This window comes from Pseudomonas putida, assembly GCF_025905425.1.
In the GTDB taxonomy this organism is placed as follows: Bacteria; Pseudomonadota; Gammaproteobacteria; order Pseudomonadales; family Pseudomonadaceae; genus Aquipseudomonas; species Aquipseudomonas putida_AF.
This window is the reverse complement of the sequence record NZ_CP109603.1, coordinates 715,814-734,751: the sequence shown is the minus strand read 5'-3', so window position 1 is coordinate 734,751 and position 18,938 is coordinate 715,814. Positions and strand designations below refer to the sequence as shown.

General features: G+C 63.7%; 20 protein-coding genes. 10 read left to right on the top strand and 10 right to left on the bottom strand.

From position 1 onward, the window contains the following. Window positions 1-8: 8 nt before the first annotated feature. The 4 genes from scpB to OGV19_RS03290 form a co-directional block, all read right to left on the bottom strand. Window positions 9-788 carry an SMC-Scp complex subunit ScpB gene (gene scpB / locus OGV19_RS03305; protein WP_264312119.1) on the bottom strand — a complete coding sequence of 260 codons (780 nt, stop codon included), beginning with the start codon at window positions 786-788 and terminating at the stop codon, window positions 9-11. Continuing rightward, window positions 775-1,500 (bottom strand): segregation and condensation protein A, encoded by a 726-nt coding sequence (locus OGV19_RS03300; protein ID WP_264313879.1) that lies wholly within the window; start codon window positions 1,498-1,500, stop codon window positions 775-777. Before OGV19_RS03300 ends, scpB begins: the two co-directional genes overlap by 14 nt. Window positions 1,501-1,625: 125 nt before the next feature. Next, entirely contained in the window at window positions 1,626-2,255 is a 630-nt protein-coding gene (locus tag OGV19_RS03295) for an L-threonylcarbamoyladenylate synthase (RefSeq protein WP_264312118.1), read from the bottom strand. Window positions 2,256-2,268: 13 nt separating this feature from the next. Next, complete coding sequence (locus tag OGV19_RS03290; RefSeq protein WP_264312117.1) at window positions 2,269-3,129, bottom strand: PHP domain-containing protein; 861 nt, start codon at window positions 3,127-3,129, stop codon at window positions 2,269-2,271. Between the two features lie 67 nt (window positions 3,130-3,196). Between OGV19_RS03290 and OGV19_RS03285 the strand changes: the two genes are divergently transcribed. The 5 genes from OGV19_RS03285 to OGV19_RS03265 all read left to right on the top strand — a co-directional run bounded on the left by OGV19_RS03285 (window position 3,197) and on the right by OGV19_RS03265 (window position 6,999). Next, window positions 3,197-3,790: a septation protein A gene (locus OGV19_RS03285; protein ID WP_264312116.1), complete on the top strand. Its 594-nt coding sequence runs from the start codon at window positions 3,197-3,199 to the stop codon at window positions 3,788-3,790. A gap of 1 nt (window position 3,791) precedes the next feature. After that, the gene (locus OGV19_RS03280) at window positions 3,792-4,091 is read left to right on the top strand and encodes a YciI family protein (protein ID WP_008091826.1); all 300 of its coding nucleotides are present in this window, start codon (window positions 3,792-3,794) and stop codon (window positions 4,089-4,091) included. A 187-nt stretch (window positions 4,092-4,278) separates the two neighbouring features. Continuing rightward, window positions 4,279-4,956, top strand: coding sequence for a response regulator transcription factor (locus OGV19_RS03275; RefSeq protein WP_264312115.1), 678 nt, complete (start codon window positions 4,279-4,281; stop codon window positions 4,954-4,956). 225 nt (window positions 4,957-5,181) lie between these two features. Beyond that, window positions 5,182-5,598 carry a Spy/CpxP family protein refolding chaperone gene (locus OGV19_RS03270; RefSeq protein WP_264312114.1) on the top strand — a complete coding sequence of 139 codons (417 nt, stop codon included), beginning with the start codon at window positions 5,182-5,184 and terminating at the stop codon, window positions 5,596-5,598. 60 nt (window positions 5,599-5,658) lie between these two features. Then, window positions 5,659-6,999 carry a sensor histidine kinase gene (locus tag OGV19_RS03265; protein WP_264312113.1) on the top strand — a complete coding sequence of 447 codons (1,341 nt, stop codon included), beginning with the start codon at window positions 5,659-5,661 and terminating at the stop codon, window positions 6,997-6,999. Between the two features lie 147 nt (window positions 7,000-7,146). Here the strand turns inward: OGV19_RS03265 and OGV19_RS03260 are convergent, their stop codons facing one another. Beyond that, the gene (locus tag OGV19_RS03260; protein WP_264312112.1) at window positions 7,147-7,704 is read right to left on the bottom strand and encodes an NAD(P)H nitroreductase; all 558 of its coding nucleotides are present in this window, start codon (window positions 7,702-7,704) and stop codon (window positions 7,147-7,149) included. 102 nt (window positions 7,705-7,806) lie between these two features. On the opposite strand from OGV19_RS03260, the gene OGV19_RS03255 reads away from it, so the two are divergent. Further along, window positions 7,807-9,261 carry a TrkH family potassium uptake protein gene (locus OGV19_RS03255; protein WP_264312111.1) on the top strand — a complete coding sequence of 485 codons (1,455 nt, stop codon included), beginning with the start codon at window positions 7,807-7,809 and terminating at the stop codon, window positions 9,259-9,261. On the opposite strand, the gene OGV19_RS03250 is transcribed toward OGV19_RS03255, so the two are convergent. Beyond that, window positions 9,218-10,279 (bottom strand): AraC family transcriptional regulator, encoded by a 1,062-nt coding sequence (locus OGV19_RS03250; protein ID WP_264312110.1) that lies wholly within the window; start codon window positions 10,277-10,279, stop codon window positions 9,218-9,220. The genes OGV19_RS03255 and OGV19_RS03250 overlap by 44 nt on opposite strands. 153 nt (window positions 10,280-10,432) lie before the next feature. Between OGV19_RS03250 and OGV19_RS03245 the strand changes: the two genes are divergently transcribed. After that, window positions 10,433-10,744 carry an Mpo1-like protein gene (locus OGV19_RS03245; protein WP_027593113.1) on the top strand — a complete coding sequence of 104 codons (312 nt, stop codon included), beginning with the start codon at window positions 10,433-10,435 and terminating at the stop codon, window positions 10,742-10,744. On the opposite strand, the gene OGV19_RS03240 is transcribed toward OGV19_RS03245, so the two are convergent. Continuing rightward, window positions 10,741-11,550, bottom strand: coding sequence for a UDP-2,3-diacylglucosamine diphosphatase (locus OGV19_RS03240; RefSeq protein ID WP_264312109.1), 810 nt, complete (start codon window positions 11,548-11,550; stop codon window positions 10,741-10,743). The genes OGV19_RS03245 and OGV19_RS03240 overlap by 4 nt on opposite strands. 126 nt (window positions 11,551-11,676) lie before the next feature. On the opposite strand from OGV19_RS03240, the gene OGV19_RS03235 reads away from it, so the two are divergent. Continuing rightward, window positions 11,677-12,450, top strand: coding sequence for a helix-turn-helix transcriptional regulator (locus tag OGV19_RS03235; protein ID WP_264312108.1), 774 nt, complete (start codon window positions 11,677-11,679; stop codon window positions 12,448-12,450). A gap of 166 nt (window positions 12,451-12,616) precedes the next feature. Continuing rightward, entirely contained in the window at window positions 12,617-13,507 is an 891-nt protein-coding gene (locus tag OGV19_RS03230) for a DMT family transporter (RefSeq protein WP_264312107.1), read from the top strand. On the opposite strand, the gene OGV19_RS03225 is transcribed toward OGV19_RS03230, so the two are convergent. Next, complete coding sequence (locus tag OGV19_RS03225; protein WP_264312106.1) at window positions 13,508-13,789, bottom strand: Rdx family protein; 282 nt, start codon at window positions 13,787-13,789, stop codon at window positions 13,508-13,510. 67 nt (window positions 13,790-13,856) lie between these two features. On the opposite strand from OGV19_RS03225, the gene OGV19_RS03220 reads away from it, so the two are divergent. Further along, window positions 13,857-16,043 carry a patatin-like phospholipase family protein gene (locus tag OGV19_RS03220; RefSeq protein ID WP_264312105.1) on the top strand — a complete coding sequence of 729 codons (2,187 nt, stop codon included), beginning with the start codon at window positions 13,857-13,859 and terminating at the stop codon, window positions 16,041-16,043. A 30-nt stretch (window positions 16,044-16,073) separates the two neighbouring features. Here OGV19_RS03220 and OGV19_RS03215 read toward each other — a convergent pair whose 3' ends face one another. Both OGV19_RS03215 and recQ read right to left on the bottom strand, forming a co-directional pair. Next, a complete protein-coding gene (locus tag OGV19_RS03215; protein ID WP_027593119.1) occupies window positions 16,074-16,511 on the bottom strand; it encodes a MarR family transcriptional regulator in 438 nt (145 codons plus the stop codon). Window positions 16,512-16,661: 150 nt separating this feature from the next. Further along, the gene (recQ, locus tag OGV19_RS03210; RefSeq protein ID WP_264312104.1) at window positions 16,662-18,806 is read right to left on the bottom strand and encodes a DNA helicase RecQ; all 2,145 of its coding nucleotides are present in this window, start codon (window positions 18,804-18,806) and stop codon (window positions 16,662-16,664) included. Between the last annotated feature and the right edge of the window lie 132 nt (window positions 18,807-18,938).

The following is an 18,938-nucleotide window of genomic DNA, read 5'->3' as shown; positions in this document are numbered from 1 at the left end:
TAGAGGATTCAGGGCTGCAACGGGTCTTCACCCTCGACCGAAGGCTCTGGCTCAACCACGTCCTGCTCACGCAAATCATCGAAGTCGGTCTTCAACCCGTCTTCCATCGCATCCAGCTCCACCAGCAGGGTGCGGAAGCTGGTTTCATCCTTCGGCGCCTCGGCTTCAGCCTCATCACCCAGGCTGGCATCGGCCAACGCCTGAAGATGCGCGGGCACCGGCGCCTCGTCCGGGTCGAGCAAGGGCTCTGGCTCCATCTCGCGCAGCTCGGCCAACGCCGGCAGTTCCTCGAGGCCCTTGAGGTTGAAATAGTCGAGAAAGGCCTTGGTGGTGGCGAACATCGCCGGTCGGCCCGGCACTTCGCGGTAGCCCACGATGCGGATCCACTCGCGTTCCATCAGGGTCTTGATGATGTTGCTGTTCACGGCCACGCCGCGCACGTCTTCGATCTCGCCACGGGTGATGGGCTGGCGGTAGGCGATCAACGCCATGGTTTCGAGCAGCGCGCGGGAGTAGCGCTGCGGCCGCTCCTCCCACAGGCGCCCTACCCAAGGGGCAAAGTTTTCGCGGATCTGCAGGCGATAGCCGGTGGCCACTTCCTTGAGCTCGAAGGCGCGGCCATTGCACGACTTGCCGAGCACTTCCAGGGCCTTCTTGAACACTTTGGGCTCCGGGCGCTCGGCCTCCTCCAACAGCTCGTACAGGCGTTCAAGGGATTGCGGCTTGCCCGAGGCGAGCAAAAAAGCTTCGATCAGCGACGCCAGGTCGCGGGGTTCATTCAGGTTCATCAGGCTCTTCAACAAACTCGGCGCGCAGCCGGACATGGATCGCGGCGAAAGGCTCATTCTGCACCAGTTCGACCAGCGATTCCTTCACCAGCTCAAGAATTGCCATGAACGTCACCACCACGCCCAACTTGCCTTCTTCGGCGGCAAACAGCTCGACGAAGGGCACGAAAGCCCCGCCCTTGAGGCGTTCAAGCACCTGGCTCATGCGCTCTCGGGTAGACAGCGTCTCGCGGGTGATCTGGTGGCTTTCGAACAGGTCATTACGGCGCATCACCTCGGCCATCGAGACCAGCAGCTCCTCCAGGCTGACCTGGGGCAGCAGCTTGCGCACCTTGGCCTGTGGGGCCTCCAGACGCGGCACGACAATGTCGCGGCCCACCCGTGGCAGTTCGTCAAGCCCCTCTGCGGCCGCCTTGAAGCGTTCGTACTCCTGCAGGCGGCGGATCAGCTCGGCGCGCGGGTCGCCCTCGTCCTCTTCGATCTCGGCCGAGCGTGGCAGCAGCATGCGCGACTTGATCTCGGCAAGCATGGCCGCCATGACCAGGTACTCGGCAGCCAGTTCCAGGCGCACGCTCTTCATCAGCTCGACATAGCCCATGTACTGGCGGGTGATCTCCGCCACCGGAATATCGAGGATGTCGATGTTCTGCTTGCGAATCAGGTACAGCAGCAGGTCCAACGGGCCTTCGAACGCTTCGAGAATCACTTCCAGGGCGTCCGGCGGGATGTAAAGGTCTACCGGCATCTCGGTCAGGGCTTCGCCGTAGACCAGGGCCAGTTGCAACTGCTGAGGCGACTCGACCTCCTCGGCCGGCGCCTCGGGCGCTTCTACCTGGCTCAAGCGTTGGCCATAAACGGTGTGGGATCACCGCAGCCTTCGCGGATCAAGGCAGGCTCATCGCCCGTCAAGTCGATTACGGTGGAGGCCTTGAGGTCGCCAAAGCCGCCATCGATGATCAGGTCAACGTGGTGCTCCAGGCGCTGACGGATCTCGTAGGGATCCGTCATGGGCTCTTCATCGCCCGGCAAGATCAGGCTCACGCTCATCAACGGCTCCCCCAGTTCCTCAAGCAGCGCCAGGACGATAGGGTTGGACGGCACACGCAGGCCGATGGTGCGGCGCTTCTCGTGCATCAGAAGCCGCGGCACTTCTCGGGTGGCATTGAGGATAAAGGTATAGGGCCCTGGAATGTGCGCTTTGAGCAGGCGGAACGTGGAGGTATCGATCTTGGCAAACAGGCCCATTTGCGAAAGGTCGCAGCACAACAGGGTGAAATTGTGTTGCTTGTCCAACTGGCGCAGGCGGCGAACCCGTTCGATGGCGTTCTTGTCGCCGATCTGGCAACCCAGCGCGTAGGCCGAGTCGGTGGGATAGACCACCACACCGCCCTTGCGAATGATTTCAACGGCCTGTTTGATCAGGCGCGCTTGCGGGTTTTCCGCATGAATCTGGAAAAATTGGCTCACGTAATCATCCTGTTCATACCGCCATAGGCTGTTCATGGCTGAATCGGCGCCACAGAGGTGGCAGGTCCTCGGGCAAAGGCCGGTAGGCACCAATCTCGCCCCAGGTGCCGGGGCCGTGGAAGTCACTGCCAGCGCTTGCCAGCAGGCCGAACTCACGGGTGAGGATGGACATCGTGCCCACCTGCTCGGCCGGCATCATCCCGTTGACCACCTCAAGCGCCTGCCCGCCTGCCTGAATATAGTCGGCAATCAGCCTTCTGCGCTTGCTGCGGGTCAGATCGTAGTGCATCGGATGGGCCAGGCTTACCCAAGCGTTGGACTGGCGCAGGGTCGCGACGGTTTCGTCCAGGGTCGGCCAGTGCTGTTTGACGTCACCCAGCTTGCCGGCGCCCAGCCACTTGCGAAACGCCTCGCCGCGGTCCTTGACGTGGCCGGCGCGCACCAGATACTCGGCAAAGTGCGGGCGTGCCGGGGCATTACCGCTGTCGCCGAGCGCTTGCTGCACGGCCCTGGCACCGTCAAGCGTGCCCGGCATGCCCTTGGCCGCCAGCCGTTTGTCGATTTCCTCGGCGCGCAGCCAGCGGCCACGGTGCAAGGCTTCGATGGCGTCAAGCAACGGCGCGGCGTCGAGCGGGAAGTCATAACCCAACACATGGATGGTCGCCCCACCCCAGGTACACGACAGCTCTACCCCGCTGACCCAGCGCATGCCGCGTTCATGGCAGGCCAGACGCGCCTCGCTCAGCCCTTCGATGGTGTCATGGTCGGTGAGTGCCAGCGTTTGCACCCCGTGCTCATGGGCCCGGGCGACCAGGACCGTGGGCGACAGGGCGCCGTCGGAGGCCGTGCTGTGACAGTGCAGATCAACATTCATGGAGGAGCGCTACCGCTAGAATCGATGTTTGTTATTATGCCGTCACATCCCGATTCTGGCTGCCATTGTGAAACAATTCATCGATTTCATCCCATTGCTGCTGTTCTTCATCGTCTACAAGCTCGACCCACGGCCCATGGAGGTCGCCGGCCACAGCTTCGAATTCGGCGGGATCTACAGTGCCACGGCCATGCTCATCGCCAGCTCCCTGGTGGTGTACGGTGCCCTGTTCCTGCGCCAGCGCAAGCTGGAGAAAGGCCAATGGCTGACCTTGATCGCCTGCCTGGTGTTCGGCGGCCTGACCCTGACCTTCCACAGCGAAACCTTCCTCAAATGGAAAGCGCCGGTGGTCAACTGGCTGTTCGCCCTGGCGTTCGCCGGCAGCCACTTCATCGGCGATCGGGTGCTGATCAAGCGCATCATGGGCCACGCCCTGACCCTGCCCGATGCCATCTGGACCCGCCTGAACCTGGCCTGGATCTGCTTCTTCCTGATCTGCGGGGCGGCCAACCTGTTCGTCGCCTTCACCTTCCAGGCCTTCTGGGTCGATTTCAAGGTGTTCGGCAGCCTGGGCATGACCGTGATCTTCCTGGTGGCCCAAGGTGTCTACCTGTCACGCCACCTGCACGACGACCCTTCTACCTCCAAACCCAAGGATTGACATGCTCTACGCCATCATTGCCAGCGACGTCGCTAACTCCCTGGAAAAGCGCCTGGCGGCCCGCCCTGCGCACATCGAGCGCCTGCAGCAACTCAAGGCCGAAGGCCGCGTGGTGCTGGCCGGCCCACACCCTGCCATTGACAGCAACGACCCGGGTGAAGCCGGTTTCAGCGGCAGCCTGATCGTGGCCGAGTTCGATTCCCTGGCCGCTGCACAGGCCTGGGCCGATGCCGATCCGTACATTGCCGCGGGCGTGTACGACAAGGTCATCGTCAAGCCCTTCAAGCAAGTCTTGCCTTGATCGAAGGCCGTGTCGCCTGCTTCCCCGGCCACCTCACAGAGCCTGAGGTTTACAGCGTTCTGTGCGAGCGGGCTTGCCCGCGAAGCAGGCGACACGGTGCTGGTGGTTACACACTTGCCATCAGTCTGCGGTATCTTTGCCACTGGCGGGCCGAATACTCGCCGTCAATGGTTGAATTGAGTGAGTCATGAGCGAGCTGTTACTGATTGATGATGACCAGGAGCTGTGCGAGCTCCTCGGCAGCTGGCTGACCCAGGAAGGGTTTACCGTCCGTGCCTGCCACGATGGCCACAGCGCACGCCAGGCCCTGGCCGAACACGCCCCGGCAGCCGTGGTCCTGGATGTAATGCTGCCAGACGGCAGTGGCCTGGAACTGCTCAAGCAGTTGCGCAGCGAGCATGCCGAACTGCCCGTGCTGATGCTCTCGGCCCGTGGCGAGCCGCTGGACCGCATCCTCGGCCTGGAGCTGGGCGCCGACGACTACCTGGCCAAACCCTGCGACCCGCGCGAGCTTACCGCTCGCCTGCGAGCCGTACTGCGCCGCAGCCACCCCACCGCGACCACCAGCCAGGTGGAACTGGGCGACCTGGTCTACAGCCCGGCCCGTGGCGTGGCCAGCATCGATGGCCGCGAAATGACCCTGACCCTGTCTGAAAGCCGCATCCTCGAAGCCCTGCTGCGCCAGCCGGGTGAGCCGCTGGACAAACAGGAACTGGCGCAGATCGGCCTGGGACGCAAGCTGACCCTGTACGACCGTAGCCTGGACATGCACGTCAGCAACCTGCGCAAGAAAATCGGGCCACATGCCGATGGGCGCCCGCGCATCGTCGCGTTGCGCAGCCGCGGCTATTACTACAGTCTGTGAAATCGCCGGGGCCGCTGCGCAGTTCATCGCAGGCAAGCCAGCTCCCACTGGGATAGCGCTGCACTGGTCATGTGCGACCTGGCTTGCCTGCGATGGGCTGGCAGCGGCCCCCAATCTCAGCACCCCATCTTTACCCAGCCTTTACCCTCCCCTGACCGCCCTTGACGGTGGCCTGCGTAGACTGTGCTCATCCGGTAACCACCGGCCTATGAAAGGAGAGACACCATGCGCAAGACCCTTATCGCCCTGATGTTCGCCGCCGCCCTGCCGACCGTGGCCATGGCCATGCCTGAAGGCGGCCCGCGTCACGACGGCCCGCATCATCGCGGTGATGCGCCTTTCGCCCAACTGGACCTAAGCCGCGATCAACGTCAGCAGATCGGCAAGCTGATGGGCGAGCAGATGAAGCAGCGCCGCGACATCACCGAGCGCTACCTGTCCAAACTGCCGGCCGCCGACCAAAAGGCCATGAAGGACGAAATCAAAGCCAGCCGCGACAAGACCGACAGCCAGGTCCGTGGCCTGCTCAAGCCTGAGCAGCAGAAGAAGTTCGACGAACTGCAAAAAGAACGCGCCGCACAGAAAGCCGAATGGCAAGAGTTCCAGGCCTGGAAAGCTGAAAAAGGCGGCAAGGCTCAGTAAGCTGTCCGCCCCACGCCCGGCCCGCACCCTTGCGGGCCGGGCTTTTCCCGTTTGCAGGAGGTGCACTTGCGTTCACTGTTCTGGCGCATCCTGGCCAGCTTCTGGCTGGCCATCACCCTGGTTGCGGGCCTTTCGATCCTGCTGGGCCACATGCTCAACCAGGACGCCTGGATCCTCAGCCGCCACCCAGGCCTCAATACCTTGGCCAGCCACTGGGCCAAGCACTACGAACAAGAAGGCCTGGACTCGGCGCAGCACTTCCTCGAACGCCGCAAGCAGCGCTTCAAGATCGACGTACAGGTGCTCGACGACAGCGGCGACGCGGTCGTGCCCGGTACCTTCCCGCGCCGCGCCGCTGCCTTCGAGGCACGCCAGCACAATGACGAGCGGCGTCTGCCGTGGCGCCGCCTGACCGAGGAATACACCAGCCCCTACAGCGGTGAAACCTACTTGCTGATCTACCGGATCCCCCACCCCGAGCTGGACGCCTGGCACCGTGAGAGCCTGCTCTGGCCGCTCAGTGCGCTGGGTATCGCCCTGGTGGTACTGACCCTGTTCAGCCTGCTGGTGACCTTGTCCATCACCCGCCCCTTGAGCCGCCTGCGTAGCGCCGTGCACGACCTCGGCCAGACCAGCTACCAGCAAAACAGCCTGGCACGCCTGGCGGCACGGCGCGACGAGTTCGGGGTGCTGGCCAACGACTTCAACAAGATGGGCGCCCGCTTGCAGAGCACGATTGGCAGCCAGCGCCAGTTGCTGCGCGATGTGTCCCATGAACTGCGCTCACCGCTGGCGCGGCTGCGTATCGCCCTGGCGCTGGCCGAGCGCGCCGAGCCCGAGCAGCGCCAGGCACTGTGGCCACGCCTGACCCGCGAGTGCGACCGACTGGAAGACCTGATCAGCGAAATCCTCGCCCTGGCCCGTGTCGATGCCGAACAGGCCCACGCCGAGCCGGTTGACCTCAACGCGTTGCTCGGGGGTGTGCGCAAGGATGCCTTGCTCAGCGCGCCAGACCAGGACGTGCGCCTGCAGGCACAACCCGGGCTGACCTTGCAGGGTTGGCCAACGCTAATCGAACGCGCGGTGGACAACCTGCTGCGCAACGCCTTGCGCTTCAACCCGGCCGGGCAACCGATCGAAGTCAGCGCCGAGCGTGAGCAGGACCGTATCGTACTGAGCGTGCGCGACCATGGGCCTGGGGTGGCGGCAGAGCACCTGGCGCAGTTGGGTGAGCCGTTCTTCCGGGCGCCAGGGCAACAGGCTGCGGGGCATGGGCTGGGCCTGGCGATTGCGCGCAAGGCGGCAGAGCGCCATGGCGGGAGCCTGGTGCTGGGCAATCATCCACAAGGGGGATTTGTGGCCAGGCTGGAGTTGCCTGTGACTGAAGCGACTGGCAGTTGAGGTGATTTAAAGGCATCTGCCCCTTTCGCGGGCAAGCCCGCTCCCACCGGTTTGGTGCAAATCTCAAGCATTGCACAGTACCCGTGGGAGCGGGCTTGCCCGCGAAAGGGCCAGCAGCCCTGATACAACAATCAGCCCAACTGGATGTTACTCACCCCAGGCACTGACGAAATCAGCGGTTTTCAGTACGGGCGCAGTACGCGGCTCATGCAGCGGCGTGCCGACATACAGGTAGCCGATCAACTCCTCGTTCTCGGCCAGCCCCAGCCCCTTGTGCACATGCGCATCAAAGGCCATGTCACCCGTCCGCCACACCGCACCGACACCCTGGGCATGCGCCGCGATCAGAATCCCATGGGCCGCACACCCCGCCGCCAGGCGCTGCTCGGACTTGGGCACCTTGAAGTGATCCTGCAACGTGGCAATTACCACAATCAGCAACGGTGCACGCAGCGGCATGGCGCGCGCCTTGTCCAGCGCAGCCTGGCTGGCATCACCCTTGTGCTGCACCGCTTCGGCGAACAACTCGCCGAGCTTGTCGCGGCCCTGGCCTTCGATGGTCAGAAACCGCCACGGCCGCAGCTGGCCGTGATCCGGCGCACGCAGTGCGGCCTGGAACAACGCCTCGCGCTGGGCGTCATTGGGCGCGGGCTCGGTCAGGCGTGGCACGGATACACGGTTGAGCAATGCGTCGAGAGCCTCCATCGGCTACCCTCCTGGCAGGTGAATGTGCGGCCATTCTAGCGTTTACATCACCAGACCCATAGGTAGAATGGCGCCCTTCCGTTCAGAGTCAGAGCAGATCACATGGCGTTGCCGACCTTAAGGATCATTGGTTTCATCATCGGCATCTTCCTGATCACCCTGGCCGTCAGTATGGTCGTGCCCATGGCGACCCTGGTGATCTTCGAGCGCACCGGCGACATGCCGTCGTTCCTCTGGTCCAGCCTGATCACGTTCATCGCCGGCCTGCTCATGGTCGTCCAGGGCCGCCCCGAACACGTTCACCTGCGCCCACGCGACATGTACCTGCTAACGGTCAGCAGTTGGCTGGTGGTGTGCGTGTTCGCAGCCTTGCCGTTCTTGTTGACCCAGCACATCAGCTACACCGACGCCTTCTTCGAGAGCATGTCCGGCATCACTGCCACCGGCGCCACGGTGCTCAGCGGCCTGGACAACATGTCGCCGGGGATCCTGATGTGGCGCTCGATGCTGCACTGGCTCGGCGGCATCGGCTTCATTGCCATGGCCGTGGCGATCCTGCCGCTGCTGCGCATTGGTGGCATGCGCCTGTTCCAGACCGAGTCCTCGGACCGCTCCGAGAAGGTCATGCCGCGCTCACACATGGTCGCCAAGTCGATCGTCGGCGTGTACGTCGGTTTCTCCGTACTCGGCGCGCTGGCCTTCTGGTGGGCCGGCATGCGCCCGTTCGACGCCATCAACCACGCCATGTCGGCGATTTCCACCGGTGGGTTCTCGACCTCCGACCAGTCGCTGGCGAAATGGGACATCCCTGCCGTGCACTGGGTCGCGGTGGTGGTGATGATCCTCGGTAGCCTGCCCTTCACCCTGTACGTGGCCACCCTGCGTGGCAACCGTAAGGCGCTGATCCGCGACCAGCAGGTTCAGGGGTTGCTCGGTATGCTGGTGGTCACCTGGGTCGTGCTGGGCACCTGGTACTGGGCCACCACCAACCTGCACTGGCTGGATGCCTTGCGCCACGTGGCGCTGAACGTGACCTCGGTGGTCACCACCACCGGTTTCGCCCTGGGCGACTACAGCCTGTGGGGCAATTTCTCGCTGATGCTGTTCTTCTACCTGGGCTTTATCGGCGGCTGCTCCGGCTCGACCGCAGGCGGCATCAAGATTTTCCGCTTCCAGGTTGCCTATATCCTGCTCAAGGCCAGCCTCAACCAGCTGATCCACCCGCGCGCGGTGATCAAGCAGAAGTACAACGGGCACCGCCTGGACGAAGAAATCGTACGTTCGATCCTGACCTTCTCGTTCTTCTTCGCGATCACCATCTGCGTGATGGCGTTGCTGTTGTCGCTGCTGGGCGTGGACTGGATGACCGCGCTGACCGGTGCCGCCGGCACGGTGTCGGGCGTAGGCCCAGGGCTGGGTGAAGTGATCGGCCCTGCCGGCAACTATGCCACGCTGCCGGACGCCGCCAAGTGGATCCTCGCCGGCGGCATGCTACTGGGCCGGCTGGAAATCATCACGGTGCTAGTGTTGTGCATGCCGGCGTTCTGGCGTCACTGACCCCCTCCGGTTCCGCGCCCAAACGGGCGCGGTATTCGCTGGGTGTGGCATCGAACCAGCGGCGGAACGCCCGGTAGAAATTGCTCGGGTCGGCGAAACCCAGCAGGTACGCGGTTTCCAACAGGGTCATGCCCGGCTGGGCCAGGTACTGCTCGGCCAGCTCACGCCGGGTATCGTCGAGCAGGGTCTGAAAGCTGGTGCCTTCTTCCTGCAAACGCCGCTGCAAGGTTCGCTGCGAAAGGTGCAGGGCCTGGGCCAGGGTTTCGCGCTTGGGCTCGCCCTGGGGCAGAATGCGGCACAGCACCTGACGCACCCTGTGGGTGACCCGGCTTTCCGAGAAGCGTGCCAGGTATTCACCGGCAAAACGGTCGTGGAGCACCGCCATCGCTTCATTGGCGGTCGGCAGCGGCGCTTCCATGTCGGCCCGCTCGAACACCAGCGCATCATGCGGCGCGTCGAACACCAGAGGGGAGTGGAAGGCGACCTTGTAAGGGTCGATATTCTTCGGCTGCGGCCCCTGCACCAGCACCCGCCGCGGCTGGATGACGCGCCCACTGAGCCAGGTGCACAGCGAAAGCGCGCACGCCAACGATGCTTCGGCGCTGTGCCGGGTCGGCGGCAGATGATCGCCATGCACGGTCAGAATCAGCGAATAGCCCTCAGGCCCCAGGCGAAAGCTCAAGTCGGAACTTTCGGCAATGATGCGCTGGTACCGCACCAGCCGCTCGAAGCCTTCGGCTAGGGTGCGGCTGGACATCAGCGCATAGCCCACCACGTGGAACGAAGCCGGTCGTACCACGCGCGCCATGTTCAGGCCAATGGCTTCGTTGCCCGACAGCTCCACCGCCAGCAGCCAGAGCCGGGTCATTGAGTCCTGTGGAAAACGTGCGTCAGGGTCATCGAGGGCGGCGAAATCCAGCCCGAGCTGCTTGAACATGGCTTGGCAATCGAGCCCTTCCAGCTCAAGTGCCTTGACGATCCCTGATGCCCAGCTGGCTGACGTGGTTCTTTCACTCATGACAGGCTTCTTATGCTGACCGCTCCTGCGGTGAACCCCAAGGATACTCAATTGGCGCCTATTGTCACTGGTAGGCCCCGCCAATGACTCTAGACTCGATTCAGGCTCCACGCCGTGCATCTTATCCAGAAGTATTTACCCCGGAGCACTGCCATGAACAGCACAGCGCAGTTTCGCAGTTTTGCCGAGTTCTACCCCTACTACTTGGGCGAACACAGCAACCCCACCTGCCGCCGGCTGCATTTTGTCGGTACGAGCCTGGTAATTGCCCTGCTGGCATACACCATCGGCAGCGGCAAATGGCTGCTGCTGCTGGCCGTGCCGCTGTTTGGCTATGGCTTTGCCTGGGTCGGGCATTTCTTTTTCGAGAAGAACCGGCCGGCGACGTTTACCTATCCGCTGTATAGCCTGATCGGCGATTTCGCCATGTTCCGCGACATCTTGCTGGGCAAGATCAGCCTTTAAATTGCCTGGGCCGCTTTGCGGCTTTCAGCGTGTCGCGCCTGCGCATCGGCCAACCGATACAACTCGATGCTGCCATCCCAGTGCTCGATCAAGGCCGTGCACGACTCCACCCAATCCCCGCAATTGAGGTACTCCACCTCCCCCACCTTGCGGATTTCGGCGTGATGGATGTGCCCGCACACCACCCCATGAAAGCCTCGGCGGGTGCATTCGTGGGCAATCGCATCCTCGAAGTCACTGATGAAGTTCACCGCGCCCTTGACCTTGTGCTTGAGGTAAGCCGACAACGACCAGTAGCCATAACCGTAACGGGCACGCCAATGGTTGAGCCAACGGTTGAGCACCAGGGTGAACTCATACGCACGGTCGCCCAGAAACGCCAACCAGCGGTGGTAGCGGGTAATCACGTCGAACTGGTCACCATGGATCACCAGTAGGCGACGGCCATCGGCGGTCAGGTGCTCGGCCTCATCCACCAGTTGAATGTTGCCCAGCATCAGCTTGGAATAGCGGCGCAGGAATTCATCATGGTTGCCGGTGACATAAATCACCTCGGTGCCCCGCTTGCTCATGGTCAACAGACGCCGGATCACGTTGGTGTGGGCTTGCGGCCAATAGATGCCGCCGCGCAGCTTCCAGCCATCGATGATATCGCCCACCAGGTAGATGCGATCCGCCTGATAGCCCTTGAGAAACCGCGACAGGTGCTCGGCCTGGCAGTCGCGGGTGCCCAGGTGCACATCGGAAATCCATAACGTGCGCACGCGCTGCTTGCGTGAGGGACGGGCGAGTTCGACGTGGGTCATGGGCGGGCTCCGGCGCAGTTTGCTGGAGACTGGCAGGCGCGGATGACAGTGCTGTGGCGAAACGGTTACGGGTGATGGCCTGCAGTGAATGAGGCACAATGCGCTTCTGCCCTGCGAGGACTCCCCATGACCACCGGCCCGATCCTCTCGCTGCGCCATTACCGAGACAGCTTGATCGCCCACAGCCACGAACACCCGCAACTGGTGTTCGGCCTGAGCGGCCGCCTGGAATTCGAGGTCCAGGGCCAGGGAGCACGGGTTGATCGTCAGGGCCTGATGGTGGTGCCAGCCGGCGCCCATCACACCTGTTCCAGCGGTGCCGGCAGCGACTGCCTGGTGCTGGACGTGCCTGGCGAGCGCTGGTTGCGCGAGCAGTTGGGCGAGCATGCCGATGCCAGCCGCCGGCTGCTCGATCGGCCCGCTGCCTTGGGCCTGGATACCCGCCAGCAGCAGTTGGTGGACTGGCTGGCGACCTGCCCCATGGACGACCCGCTGATCGCCCGACAAGGCGCGGCACTGCTATTGGCCAGCCTCAACCCTACGGCAGCGGCAAGTATCAGGGCCAGCCAGCGCCTGCCTTATGCAGCCTTCGATGCGCATATCGAGCAGCATGCCGCCTACCCGCTGCAGGTCGCCGACCTGGCGCGCCTGGCCGGGCTTTCCACTGCTCGCCTGCATGCGCGCTTTATCGCCGAATGCGCGATGACGCCGATGGATTACATGCGCCAGCGGCGCTTGCTCAAGGCGCGGCAGTTGGTGGAGCGAACACGGCTGCCGATGGGTGAGATTGCGGCGCAGGTCGGGTACAGCTCGCAGAGTGCATTTTCGGCGGCGATGTTGCGGGCCTTTGGCTGCACGCCGCTGGCATTGCGGCGAGAGTCTGGCGATAACGGACGCTAGGTGGGCGACAGAACTCATCGGCCTTACGACATACACTATGCCGGCACTGGCCCTTTCGCGGGGCAAGCCCGCTCCCACAGATAGGAAGGTTGCATTGTAACTGTGGGAGCGGGCTTGCCCGCGAAGAGGCCGGCACAGCCAGTAGAGATCTTGAGCAAGGACCCCCATGAACCACCGCACAGCCCTAGGCGCCCTGCACATTGGCGCGCTGTTCTTCGGCCTCACCGGCGTCTTCGGCAAGCTGGCCGCCAGCGCCAGCCCGGCCATCATCGTTTTCGGCCGCGCAGTTTTTGCCGTCCTGGCCCTGGCCCTGTTCGCCCGTTTTGCCCGTCAAGGCTGGCACCGGCTCAGTGGCCAGGATGTGCGCCGCCTGCTGCTCGGCGGCGTGCTGCTGGCGGGGCACTGGGTCAGCTTCTTCATCGCCGTCAAAGTCGGCGGCGTGGCCATCGCCACCCTGGGCTTCGCCAGCTTCCCGGCCTTTACCGTGATCCTCGAAGGCCTGCTGTTCCGCGAACGCATCCGCCGCAACGAAGCCGTGCTGGTACTGCTGGTGAGCATCGGCCTGGTGCTGGTCACACCGGCATTCGACCTGGCCAGCGAGGCCACTGGCGGCCTGCTCTGGGCACTGCTTTCGGGGCTGTTGTTCTCGTTGCTGTCGCTGACCAACCGCGCCGGCTCGGGTCGTTTGCCGGCGGTGCAGGCAGCATTGTGGCAAAACCTGGTGGTCAGCCTCTGCCTGTTGCCGTTCGCAGCGCCAGGCCTGGGCGCTGTGACGCCGATGGACTGGTTGTGGATCGCCCTGCTCGGCATCTTCTGCACGGGTGTTGCCCATAGCTTGTTTGTCGCCAGCCTGGCCGTGATCAAGGCGCGCACCGCTGCGGTGGTGTTCGGTATGGAGCCGGTCTACGGCATCGCCGTGGCCTGGGCGGTGTTCGCCGAAACGCCCACCGTGCGCATGCTGTTGGGTGGCGCGCTGATCATCTTCGCCATCGTGCTGTCCAGCCGCCTGGCCGCCGAGCAACCCGCAAAGCCCCGGCCACTGGCAGAAGGCGCCTGATCAGCGGTCGTTGTGGCCCAGATCGCGCTGCGGGTCGATCTGGTCACGTACCCGCTGCTTGAGCACCTTGGCCTCCGGGAAACCACCGTCGGCCTTGCGCTCCCAGATCTGCACGCCATTGCAGGTGATGCGGAAGATGCCGCCGGTACCAGGCTCCAGCGCCACCCGGCCCAGGTCATCGGAAAAGGTACTGAGCAGTTCCTGGGCCAGCCAGGCGGCGCGCAGCAGCCACTGACATTGCGTGCAATAAGTGATGACGATTTCCGGCTTGTTGATGACCATGGCGAAGCATCTCCAGGTAAGGGGCCGCTTATACTAGCGGTCTTTCGCCCACGGTTTGAGACTCACGATGCGCCGTTTGCTGTTCTGCTTTTTGCTGATGCTGGTTTCTGCCACGGTAAATGCCGCCGAGCAGACACGGCCCAAGGTTGGCCTGGTGCTCTCTGGTGGCGCGGCCCGCGGCCTGGCCCATATCGGCGTGCTCAAGGCCCTGGAACAACAAGGTGTGCGCATCGACGCCATCGCCGGCACCAGCATGGGCGCTGTTATCGGTGGGCTGTACGCTTCCGGCTACAGTGTCGAAGAGCTGGAAAAACTGGCCACCACCCTGGACTGGCAGCAGGCGTTGTCCGATGCGCCACCGCGCAAGGACGTCCCTTTCCGGCGCAAGCAGGACGACCGTGACTTCCTGGTGAAGCAGAAGCTGAGCTTTCGCGACGACGGCAGCCTGGGCCTGCCGCTGGGCGTGATCCAGGGCCAGAACCTGGCGCTATTGCTTGAGAGCAAGCTGGCCCACACCGCTGACACCCGTGACTTCGACAAACTGCCAATCCCCTTCCGTGCGGTGGCCACCGACATCGCCAGCGGCGAAAAGGTGGTGTTCCGCCGCGGCCACTTGCCCCAGGTAATCCGCGCCAGCATGTCGATCCCCGCCGTATTCGCCCCGGTGGAGCTGGAAGGCCGCCTGCTGGTGGATGGCGGCATGGTCGACAATATTCCGCTGGATGTGGCCCGCGACATGGGGGTAGACCTGGCCATCGTGGTCGACATCGGCACGCCGCTGCGTGACCGCAAGCAACTGGCCACGGTGGTCGATGTGCTCAACCAGTCGATTACCCTGATGACCCGGCGCAACTCCGAAGAACAACTGGCCAGCCTGCACGCCGACGACATCCTGGTCCAGCCGTCGCTGGCCGCATTTGGCGTGACCGACTTCGGCCGTGCCCGCGAGATGATCGAAGCCGGCTACCGCGCCACGCGCCTGCTCGACTCGCGCCTGGCGGCGTTGCGCCAGCCCGAGGGTGACAGCAGCCTGGCCATTGCCCGCTCACCGCATCAGCGCACGCCAGTGATCACCGCGATCAGGGTGGAAAACGACTCCAAGGTCAGCGACGACGTGATCCGCTCCTATATCCGCCAGCCGATCAATGCACCGCTGGAACTGGACCGCCTGCAGACCGACATGGGCACGCTATATGGCCTGGACTACTTTGACCGGGTGCAGTACCGCGTGGTGCACAAGGGCGCCGACAACACGCTGGTGATCAATGCCCGCGGCAGGCGCGGCGGCACCGACTACCTGCGCCTGGGCCTGAACCTGTCGGACGACCTGCGCGGTGACAGCGCCTTCAACCTGGGTGCCAGCTACCGGGTCAACGGCATCAACAGCCTGGGCGCCGAATGGCTGACCCGCGCCCAGATCGGCGACCAGCAAGAGCTCTACAGCGAGTTCTACCAGCCGCTGGACGTAGGCTCACGCTTCTTCATCGCCCCTTACCTGGACCTGGGCTCGCGCAACATCGAGGCGACCCTGGACAACGACCCTATCGCTGAATACCGCCTGGAACGTTACGGTTTTGGCCTCAATATCGGCCGGCAGATCGGCACCTACGGCGAGGTACGCCTTGGCGCTGGCAAGGCCTGGGGCGAAGCCGAGGTGCGTATCGGTGACCAGGACCTGCCCAAGGTCAGCTTCAACGAAGGGTTCTACGAGCTCAAGTACTCGTTCGACACCCTCGATAACGTGTACTTCCCGCACAGCGGCGAAGATATCGGCATGACCCTGCGCAAGTACGACAAATCGCTCGACTCCGACCAGGACTACCGCCAGTGGCTGTTCAGCCTGGACAAGGCCATCAGCAGTGGCCCGAATACCTGGGTGCTGGGCGGGCGCTATGGGCGCACGCTCGATGATGCCGAGGTGGTGACGTCGAGCTTCGTGATGGGGGGCGCGCGGGAGCTGTCCGGGTTCCGCCAGGATTCGGTGTCTGGGCAGAACATCAGCTTGCTGCGCATAGTCTATTACCGTCGCCTGACGCCACGGGCCTACGTGCCGCTGGACTTCCCACTGTATATCGGGGCGTCGCTGGAGCGTGGGCGGGCATGGAACAACGACAACGAATTTGACAGTGGCTACATCAATGCGGCGAGCATCTTCCTGGGGCTGGAGACACCGCTGGGGCCGTTGAACCTGAGCTATGGGGCCAACAGTGCGCACGAGCAGGCGGTGTACCTGAACCTGGGGCATACCTTCTAAATCGATGGGGCTGCTTTGCAGCCCCAGGAATCAGGACTTTTCGAGGTTACCCAGAATTTTCGCATGCACCCGCATGCACACCTCCAGGTCCGCCTCATCCACCCCGGTAAACAGCTCTACCCGCAGCGCATTGGCAATGGTCTCGATCTGCTCGATCAGCGGCTTGGCCGGTGGGCACAGCAGAATCTTCTTCGCCCGCCGGTCTTCAAGCACTGCCTGCCTGCGCACCAAACCCTGTGCCTCAAGGCTGTCGAGCAAGCGCGCCAGGGTCGGGCCTTCGACGCCTACACTCTGGGCCAGCTCACGCTGGGTGGGGGCCTCCTCGAAACGGGCCAGGTGCAGCAACACCAGCCAGCGCGCCTGGGACAGGTTGAGCCCGGCCAGGCGGCGATCCAGCTCGGCACGCCAGCCCCGGGACATCTGGGCCAGCTGCATGCCGAAGCGGTGTTGGTTGTCGGTCAAGGGCATAAGCAACTCATTGAACAGATCTAATTGTTAGGCAGCTAACCATGACCCGGAGCACGTGGCAAGGCTCGGGCGCCTGCCACTGTTCGATAATCGTCAAAAAACATGACAAAGGTCAGCAGTTGGCGCTTCTGGCCTCGAACCTGCCGGCTATCAGAGGTCGAATTCCGCTGCCAGCGCCGCGCGTATGCAATACAGCACGCCCTCCGGTACCCGTGGCCCGAACAGTGGCGCGATGGTCGATACCGGCGGCAGCTCGCCTTCGCCGTCGAGGAAGGCGTCCTGCACCTCCATCATCAGGTCCTCCGGCAGATCGAGGGCCTGATCAAGGCTCAGCTCCTGGCGGCCAATGGCCTCGGCAAGCAGGCTGTAAACGTTCTTTTCGCTGCAATTGAGCTGCCCGGCAATCTGCGCCGGGGTCATCCCCGCCCGCGCCAGGCTGACCAGCTCATGACGCAGGTCGAGCACCACTTTCGGCGCGTCGTCAGTGCCACCGCTGTTATTGAGTACCTCAAGGAACGCCTGACCATAGCGTTCGAGCTTGCGCGCTCCCACACCGCTGACCTGGGCCATGTCGCTGAGGCTGGCGGGCTGGCTGCGCAGCATCTCGAGCAGCGTCGAGTCGGGGAAGATGACATAAGGCGGCACGCTGTGCTCCTCGGCCAGCTTGCGCCGCAGGGTACGCAGCGCTTCCCACAGTTCGCGCTCTTCGGCACGCACCAACTGGCTGGCCGGGCTGCCACCGCTGCCAGCGCTCTTGGCGACGGTTTGCGGTTTGAGATCACGGCGCAGCTGCAAGGTCACTTCGCCGCGCAACAGCGGCCGGCAGCTGTCGGAGAGACGCAAGCCACCGTAGCCTTCCAGGTCGATGTCCACCAGGCCACGGGCGACCAACTGGCGGAACAACGAGCGCCACTCGGCTTCGGCCAGCGGCTTGCCGACACCGAACACCGAAAGCTTCTGGTGGCCGAAATTGCGCACTTTCTCGGTGTCCTTGCCCAGCAGTACGTCGATCAGGTGCCCCACGCCATAACGCTGGCCAGTACGGAACACCGCCGACAGCGCCTGGCGGGCAGGTTCGGTGGCGTCCCAGGTCTGCACCTGGTCGATACAGTTGTCGCAATGCCCGCAGGGCTGCTCCAGGGTTTCGTCGAAGTAGGCCAGCAGCGACTGACGGCGGCAGCGGGTTTCTTCACAGAGGGCCAGCATGGCATCGAGCTTGTGCTGCTCGACGCGCTTGTGGCGCTCGTCACCCTCGGAGTTCTGCAGCATCTGCTTGAGCATCACCATGTCCTGCAGCCCATAGGCCATCCAGGCATCGGACGGCAAGCCGTCACGGCCGGCACGGCCGGTCTCCTGGTAATAGGCTTCGAGCGACTTGGGCAGGTCGAGGTGGGCGACGAAGCGCACGTTGGGCTTGTCGATGCCCATGCCGAAGGCGATGGTGGCAACCATGATCAAGCCTTCCTCGTTGAGGAAGCGGTGCTGGTTGGCGGATCGCGTTTCGGCCGCCAGGCCGGCGTGATACGGCAGCGCCGGGAAGCCTTGATCACAAAGGAAGGCAGCCGTCTCGTCGACCTTCTTGCGCGACAGGCAGTAGACGATGCCTGCGTTGCCACGACGCTCGCCGAGGAAGGCCATCAGTTGCTTGCGCGGCGCCTCCTTGGGCACGATGCGGTAGAAGATGTTCGGCCGGTCGAAACTGGAAAGGAAACGCTCAGCGCCCTGCAGGTGCAGGCGCTGGACGATCTCTTCGCGGGTGCGCATGTCGGCGGTGGCGGTCAGGGCGATGCGCGGCACATGCGGGAACAGCTCGGCCAATTGGCCCAACTGCAGGTATTCCGGGCGGAAGTCGTGGCCCCATTGCGACACGCAGTGGGCCTCGTCGATGGCGAACAACGAAACGTCCAGCTCGCGCAAAAAATCGAGCATGCGTGGCTGCACCAGGCGTTCCGGAGCCAGGTACAGCATCTTCAGCTCACCGCGGCGCATGCGCCCGGCCAACTCACGCTGCTGCTCGGCGCTGAGCGTTGAGTTGAGTGCGGCCGCGGCCACGCCAAGCTCGTCGAGCGTAGCGACCTGGTCGTCCATCAACGCAATCAGCGGCGAAACCACCACGGTCAGGCCTGGGCGCAGCAGCCCCGGCACCTGGAAACATAGCGACTTACCGCCGCCGGTGGGCATCAGTACCAGCGCATCGCCGCCGTTGGCCACGCATTCGATGATTGCTGCCTGGCGCCCACGGAAACTGTCGTAGCCGAAGATATCCTTGAGAACGCGCTGAGCCTGTTCGAGCATGTGCAACTCCACAAATCGCCGTACCATCCTGGAGACAGGCTGGACGAAAAACCCGCCCCGCACACGCCGAATGCGTAAGCGGTTTTTACCAGACGGCCGACAAAGACCGCCCCTGGATGAAAAATCGCGGAT

Excerpts from the sequence above, each read along its gene's own strand:
- OGV19_RS03240 (WP_264312109.1), bottom strand. The coding sequence starts at position 11,550 with ATGACCCACGTCGAACTCGCCCGTCCCTCACGCAAGCAGCGCGTGCGC.
- OGV19_RS03230 (WP_264312107.1), top strand. The coding sequence starts at position 12,617 with ATGAACCACCGCACAGCCCTAGGCGCCCTGCACATTGGCGCGCTGTTC.
- scpB (WP_264312119.1), bottom strand. The coding sequence starts at position 788 with ATGAACCTGAATGAACCCCGCGACCTGGCGTCGCTGATCGAAGCTTTT.
- OGV19_RS03275 (WP_264312115.1), top strand. The coding sequence starts at position 4,279 with ATGAGCGAGCTGTTACTGATTGATGATGACCAGGAGCTGTGCGAGCTC.
- OGV19_RS03245 (WP_027593113.1), top strand. The coding sequence starts at position 10,433 with ATGAACAGCACAGCGCAGTTTCGCAGTTTTGCCGAGTTCTACCCCTAC.
- OGV19_RS03220 (WP_264312105.1), top strand. The coding sequence starts at position 13,857 with ATGCGCCGTTTGCTGTTCTGCTTTTTGCTGATGCTGGTTTCTGCCACG.
- OGV19_RS03255 (WP_264312111.1), top strand. The coding sequence starts at position 7,807 with ATGGCGTTGCCGACCTTAAGGATCATTGGTTTCATCATCGGCATCTTC.
- OGV19_RS03225 (WP_264312106.1), bottom strand. The coding sequence starts at position 13,789 with ATGGTCATCAACAAGCCGGAAATCGTCATCACTTATTGCACGCAATGT.
- OGV19_RS03235 (WP_264312108.1), top strand. The coding sequence starts at position 11,677 with ATGACCACCGGCCCGATCCTCTCGCTGCGCCATTACCGAGACAGCTTG.
- OGV19_RS03215 (WP_027593119.1), bottom strand. The coding sequence starts at position 16,511 with ATGCCCTTGACCGACAACCAACACCGCTTCGGCATGCAGCTGGCCCAG.
- OGV19_RS03290 (WP_264312117.1), bottom strand. The coding sequence starts at position 3,129 with ATGAATGTTGATCTGCACTGTCACAGCACGGCCTCCGACGGCGCCCTG.
- OGV19_RS03270 (WP_264312114.1), top strand. The coding sequence starts at position 5,182 with ATGCGCAAGACCCTTATCGCCCTGATGTTCGCCGCCGCCCTGCCGACC.
- OGV19_RS03260 (WP_264312112.1), bottom strand. The coding sequence starts at position 7,704 with ATGGAGGCTCTCGACGCATTGCTCAACCGTGTATCCGTGCCACGCCTG.
- OGV19_RS03280 (WP_008091826.1), top strand. The coding sequence starts at position 3,792 with ATGCTCTACGCCATCATTGCCAGCGACGTCGCTAACTCCCTGGAAAAG.
- recQ (WP_264312104.1), bottom strand. The coding sequence starts at position 18,806 with ATGCTCGAACAGGCTCAGCGCGTTCTCAAGGATATCTTCGGCTACGAC.
- OGV19_RS03250 (WP_264312110.1), bottom strand. The coding sequence starts at position 10,279 with ATGAGTGAAAGAACCACGTCAGCCAGCTGGGCATCAGGGATCGTCAAG.